Raw genomic sequence first — 6122 nt, forward strand, 5'->3', positions numbered from 1 at the left:
GCGCCTATCCGTGCAGGGCGATGGCCCGGGCTTCTGCCTCCGTCGCCCGTGTATGGTCGCCGAGACCGCGATGCGCCCGGGCGGCGAAGCGCCAGTTCATCGGGCTCGTCGGCTTCAGCGCGGTGCGCTCGGAAGCCAGTGCCAGTGCGAGATCGTTCCGCCCGCCTCTGAGGGCGGCTTCCAGTAGGGTCATGCCGATAATGTCGCGCTGGGCGTGGCTGCCGCCGAGATAGCGGGTCCGGTAACGGATGGGCAGCAGGATATCGACAGCCTCTCCATATTTTTCTTCCGCAAAGGCCTTCAGAGCCTTGCAGAAAGGCTGGCCGACCGTCCGGGTCATGGCCGCGTTCGCATCGTTGGCGGCGGTGGTATAGCGCTCATGCGCATTCAGCACCTGCTCCGCCACCTCCCAGCGGCCATCGGCGACAAAGGTCATCATCGCGTGCACGTCATTGAAGGCGTAGAGCGTGTCCGTCGCGCTCGGCTCCCACTTGTCCGCCAGCGTCTTCCAGCGATCGCCGACATCGACGCCGAGCAGCTCAAGCCGCCAGAGCAGCGCCGCTGCGTCCAGTTCCTCGTACTTGTCGCCGCTGGAATCCATACTGCGCAGGCAGCGGTCATAGATATCGAGCACCTGATCGTTCTGGGCCAGGTCGAGATGATAGAGCGAGAGATGCCACCAGAGATGACTGGCGAAATTGCCATAGGCCCAGTCCTGCTGGCGTGACTGCATCCAGTTGATGCCGCCGGACTGGCGGCCCTGGCTTTCCATCACATGGCCGACCGCGTGAATGGCGTAGGCATCCTTCGGGTTCATGGCCACGGCGCGGCGGCCGCATTCCTCGGCGATGTCGAAATCCCGGTTCTCTTCCAGCCCGAAGGCATAGAGGCCGAGCACATAGCCGTAGCCCGGCACGCTTTCGTCCCAGGCATGGAGTATGCGGGCCACCCGGTCCCGCTGGTTGTCCGTATCGCCAAGCAGCACGTCGGAGAGATGGGCGAGCTGCAAGGCCAGCAGGTCGCGCGGGAACTGCACCAACAGGGCGTCCCAGAGGTCGACCGCGCCGTGGAAATCGCCATCGGCCCAGGCCCGGATGGCCCCGATATGACGGCGCTCCCGTTCATTGGCGCGCGGCGCCAGCGCTTCGGCGGTCTTCAGCGTGCTGACAAGCTCCGGATAGATCCGGGTTTCCATCGCCTGCGTCAGCAGGGCCGCCCTGAAGATCTGTCCCATGACGAAATCCGGCGCGGCATCGAGCACCTCGGTGATCTCGCCGAGCGGATCGCCGGAATAGGTCAGGAACATCTCATGGGCGTTTTCCAATGCCGCGACGAGGGCGCTGTCGGCATTCGAGACGGCGAGGTCCCTGCAGTCCGTGATGGTCATGGCGGATCTCCGGCCGGTGAATTCTTACTGTCGCATAGCTACGCGCCTCTCCGATCACGAACAATGCGAGAGCGCGTGATCGGGTCGAGAGGCGTAATGAAAACAAGCTCTTGCGCTGTATTTTTGATCATATTTATGAAGATAGTGTTGAAAATTAGATTTATATTTAAGAAAATATACTAAATGCATGTTTTTAATGGATTTTTATTTTATGCGCATCAAAAATGACGAGAATTTTAAAGTTAATCCAATATATTAAGAGAGTTAAAATTATTTGCCTAAATCAAATGCTTATGAGTTAATCCTAAGATCAAACTTTGGGTACGGTTCCTGATGGCACGGACTCCGGCAAAAAAGCCCGCGGCGACGACGCGCCGCTCCTCCTCCGGCGCGCGCAAGACCGCCGCGAAGAAGGATGCTGCGCGCACGCCAGCGGCCAAAGCGGCGACAAAAACGACCGCCGCCCAGAAGGCTGGTGGCAAGACTGGCGGCAGGAAAGCCGGTGCCGGATCCCGCAAACCTCCGACCTCCCGCAAGCCGGCCGCATCCCGCCGCCGTAAATCCGCCGTGGTGCGCAAGCGTACCGGTATTGTCGCGGGGCTTATCAAGTACGGTTTCGTCGCGGCGATCTGGGCTTTCGTGCTGGTGGGCGGGGTGCTCGCCTATCATGCCTATCACTTGCCGGACATCACCGATCTCGACCGGTATGAGCGGGCGGGCGCGACCCGGCTGCTCGACCGGGATGGGGCCATGTTCGTCTCCTACGGGGCACTGCATGGTCGGCCGGTCACCGCCGCCAATCTTCCGGACCCGCTGATCAATGCGCTGGTCGCGACGGAGGACCGGCGGTTCTTCTCTCATTTCGGTATCGATCCGATTTCGATCCTGCGCGCGGCCGTCGTCAATCTGAAGGCGGGGCGGACGGTGCAGGGCGGCAGTACGCTGACCCAGCAGCTCGCCAAGAATGTCTTTCTCAGCGCGGACCGGTCCTATTCCCGGAAGATCCAGGAACTGCTGCTGGCCTTCTGGCTGGAGTATCGTTTCAGCAAGCAGGAGATCCTGGCGATCTATCTCAACCGGGTCTATTTCGGCGCCGGTGCCTACGGGGTGGATGCGGCGGCCCGGAAATATTTCCGCCGCCCGGTAGAGGATCTGACGGCGTACCAGTCCGCCATGCTGGTCGGCCTGCTGAAAGCGCCGTCACGCTACAATCCGGCGGTCGACCCCGAACTTTCCAGGGGGCGGACACGGCAGGTGCTGCTGAACATGGCCGATGCGGGCTATCTCACCGGGGAAGAGGCGGAGCGGATCGCCGCCCGGCCCTCCGCTATCCGGGGCGCGGCGGGGGTCAGCCGGAACCATCGTTATTTCGCCGACTGGGCGCGGGAGCGGGCGAACGGCTATGCCGGTCCCGGCGGCGGCGACCGGACAATCCGCACGACCCTTGACCGGCGGCTGCAACAGATCGCGGAGCAGGCCGTCAGCGAGGGTATGAAACGCGGTGCCAAGAGGGGTGCCCGGCAGATTGCCATGGTCGTGATGTCACCGGACGGTGCCGTCCGGGCGATGATCGGCGGGCGGGACTATGCCGTCTCCCAGTTCAACCGTGCCACCCAGGCGCTGCGTCAGCCGGGTTCCGCCTTCAAGCCTTTCGTCTATCTGGCCGCGCTCGAGGCGGGCTACACACCCTCGACCAGATTGCCCGATACAGCGGTTGCGCTGAATGGCTGGACGCCGCGCAATTTCGATGGCCGGTATCGCGGTGAGGTCACGCTCGAGGACGCACTGGCGCATTCGCTCAATGCGGCGACGGTCAATCTCTCCGAGGCAATCGGCCGGCGCCGGGCGCTGTCGGTGGCGCGCCGGCTTGGCGTGACGGCCAATCTGCCGGACCGGCCGAGCCTCGCGCTCGGTGCGGGAGAAGTCACGCTGCTGGAAATGACGGCGGCCTATGCGGCCTTCGCCAATCATGGCCGCTTTGTTTCGCCCTATGCGGTCGAGCGTATCCAGACCTCCGCCGAAGGGGCGATTTACGCGCATGACGCCCGGCCTGCCTCGCAGGTCGTGGAGACGCGCACGGTCGCGGCATTGAACACCATGCTGCAGGCGGTGGTGGAGGATGGCACCGGCCGCAAGGCCCGGATCGGACGGCCCGCGGCGGGCAAGACCGGAACCTCCCAGGATTTCCGCGATGCCTGGTTCATCGGCTTCACGGCGGATCTGGTCGCCGGGGTCTGGATCGGCAGGGACGACGCCTCCGCCATGGATGGTGTGACCGGCGGCTCCCTGCCCGCTGAAATCTGGGCCGCCTTCATGTCGAAAGCGGAAGACGGCCCGCCCCGGTCGCTGGCCCTGAACGCCAATTAGCCCTGACGCGGCCTAAAGAGCACCCGTTTCAATATCCACGATCAGGGGCAGATGGTCCGAGCTGACATGCGGGCCGAGGGCGGCACCGCCGACCTTCAGCGTGGGCGAGATCAGGGCATGATCGATCGGCAGCGCCATCAGGTCGCCAAGCCAGTTATCCCCCCAGGTGAAGGAGCGGCGCAGGCCAGGCACCACCCGCGTGCCCGACTGGGCGGCGACCTTCTGCACGGCATGGCTCCATGGCACGGCATTGAAATCACCGGTGATGACCAGCGGCGTGTCGAGCTGATCCCAGACGCCGCTCAACGCGTCGATCTGTTCGGCCTGGGGCAACGGATATGGCCAGCGCAGATGCAGCGAGGCGACCGTCGTGTTCTTCCCGTCTTTGGAAACGGTCGCCCAGGCAAGCCGGTAATCGTTCATGCAGCCGGTTCCGGAAAAGGGCGTGCGCGACAACACTGCAATCCCGACCTCGCCCCGATACCGGCAGATGACCTGATGCGGGTAGGCTTCCTTCAGCCGCTTCGTCACGCGCGGGGACTCGACCGCGGCTTCCTGCAGGGTGACCACGTCGGGCCGCATCTCCTCGATATAGGCGGCCACCCGGCCCGCGTCGGCATTGTTGTGGTTGAGGTTGAGCGAGATGATCCGGAGCCTGCCATCCTCGCCGGCCTCCGCATGGGCAAGCGCGGTGCCGCCGAAAAGCTGGCCGAGCGAGCCGATGCTGACGGTGATAACAATCGCCAGGAGAAAGCCATTGATCCAGGACCGGGTGATCAGCAGCAGGAGCAGGAAGGGCAGGGCAAGCACCACCAGATGCAGGCGCAGATGGGAAAAACTGTCCGCCGCAGGATGAAAGGCGCCGAACTGACCGGCGATCAGGGCTGCGGCAATGGCCCAGGAACAGAAAAGTGCAAAGCGCCGGAGAGAATTCATATGAAGCGTGCCCAGGAGACAGTCGTTGCGTATGCGGGGACTGTCGCCGGGAAATTTGACCGGATCATGGTCGCGTGATGGAAAGGTCTCAGCCGTAGCGATGCAGCGCGGAGCCGTGCCGTTTCAGCCAGGCGCGGGACATGTCCATATTCTCGACCAGCCCGTCGCAGAGCGCCCAGAACCGGCCGGAATGGTTCATTTCGATCAGATGGGCGGCTTCATGGGCGCAGACGTAATCCAGCACATGTTCCGGCGCCAGGATCAGCCGCCAGGAAAAGGACAGCGCGCCGGTGGAGGAGCAGCTTCCCCAGCGGCTGCGCGTGTCGCGCACGGAAATCCGCATCGGCTTTCGGCCAAGCTGCTCCGCATGGAAGCGGGCACGTTCCGAAAGCTCGCGCCGGGCTTCCCGTTTCAGCCAGTCCGTCAGCCGCCGGGCCAGATGGTCGGCGCCGCCGGACACTTCCAGGAGCGGCATGCCATCATCAGGGCTTTCCCTGCGGCGAACCGCGCCCCGCAACTCCGGGGCATGGCGGATCAGATGATCGATTCCGAGCAGGGGGATAATGGTGCCGTCGGCAAAGGGGATGGCGTCCGGCAGGCGGGCCAGCCGGTTTTCCAGCCAGACGACGTTCCGGGCGACGAAGCTTTCCGCCTGTGACAAGGAAACACCGGGCGGCAACACCAGCTCCGGTGCCCCGCGGGCCGGGTCGACCTTCAGCGACAGCCGCCGGGCGCGCGGAGATATCCGCACCGGCACTTCGATGTCGGCGCCGTCACGTCCTCTCACGATCAGCGGGCCTGAAGCCTTCATGGGCGCAGCTTTTGCCAAGGTCTAGTGGTTCTAAAAATATAAACTACCAGATATTAGTGCCGTCAGGGGGCTGCCGGGTCAATGCGGTGCGTCAATCCTTCGAGGCACCCGGGCGCGGGATCAGCATCACCGAAACCACGCCGAGCACACCGGCCACCGCGAACAGGTCCGGCATCACCAGGGGATGGCTGTTCTGCAGGGTACTGATGATGAAGGAGCCGACGGCCCCGGTGCCCATCTGCAGGAAGCCAAGCAGGGCGGAGGCGACACCGGCGATATGCGGGAAGTGTTGCAGGGCGCCCGCCATGGAGCTCGGCACGGTGATGCCGAGGGCGACGAGGAGCAGCATGCTCGGGCCGATGATCGCGGCGGCGGAGACATAGCCGAGCTGGGCCGGGATGAACATGGCGAAGCCCGCGATCAGGCTGACGACGCTGCCGATCCGGACCATGTTGTAGATCCCGATCCGGCGGCCGAACCGGTTCGTGATGATGTTGCCGGTCAGGAACCCCGCGACATTGAACAGGATCAGCAATCCATAGGCCTGGGGTGAATAGCCGAGTTCCACCATCAGGATGTAGGGGGAGCCGGTCTGGTAGGCGAAGAGCATGCCGAAGATGC

At 63.9% G+C, this 6122-nt stretch carries 4 protein-coding genes and 1 pseudogene; 1 reads left to right on the forward strand and 4 read right to left on the reverse strand.

The window, feature by feature from the left end:
• Nucleotides 1–4 precede the first annotated feature (4 nt).
• Nucleotides 5–1387, reverse strand: coding sequence for a tetratricopeptide repeat protein (locus AAC126_RS13915; protein WP_339854296.1), 1383 nt, complete (start codon nt 1385–1387; stop codon nt 5–7).
• A gap of 333 nt (nt 1388–1720) precedes the next feature.
• Between AAC126_RS13915 and AAC126_RS13920 the strand changes: the two genes are divergently transcribed.
• Nucleotides 1721–3754: a PBP1A family penicillin-binding protein gene (locus AAC126_RS13920; protein WP_339854297.1), complete on the forward strand. Its 2034-nt coding sequence runs from the start codon at nt 1721–1723 to the stop codon at nt 3752–3754.
• A 12-nt stretch (nt 3755–3766) separates the two neighbouring features.
• Here the strand turns inward: AAC126_RS13920 and AAC126_RS13925 are convergent, their stop codons facing one another.
• The 3 genes and pseudogenes from AAC126_RS13925 to AAC126_RS13935 all read right to left on the reverse strand — a co-directional run.
• A complete protein-coding gene (locus tag AAC126_RS13925; RefSeq protein WP_339854299.1) occupies nt 3767–4690 on the reverse strand; it encodes an endonuclease/exonuclease/phosphatase family protein in 924 nt (307 codons plus the stop codon).
• An 88-nt stretch (nt 4691–4778) separates the two neighbouring features.
• Nucleotides 4779–5501, reverse strand: coding sequence for a SprT family zinc-dependent metalloprotease (locus AAC126_RS13930; RefSeq protein WP_339854301.1), 723 nt, complete (start codon nt 5499–5501; stop codon nt 4779–4781).
• A gap of 91 nt (nt 5502–5592) precedes the next feature.
• Nucleotides 5593–6122, reverse strand: a pseudogene (locus AAC126_RS13935) (hypothetical protein); the annotation flags it as partial.

This window comes from uncultured Nisaea sp., assembly GCF_963974195.1.
GTDB lineage: Bacteria > Pseudomonadota > Alphaproteobacteria > Thalassobaculales > Thalassobaculaceae > Nisaea.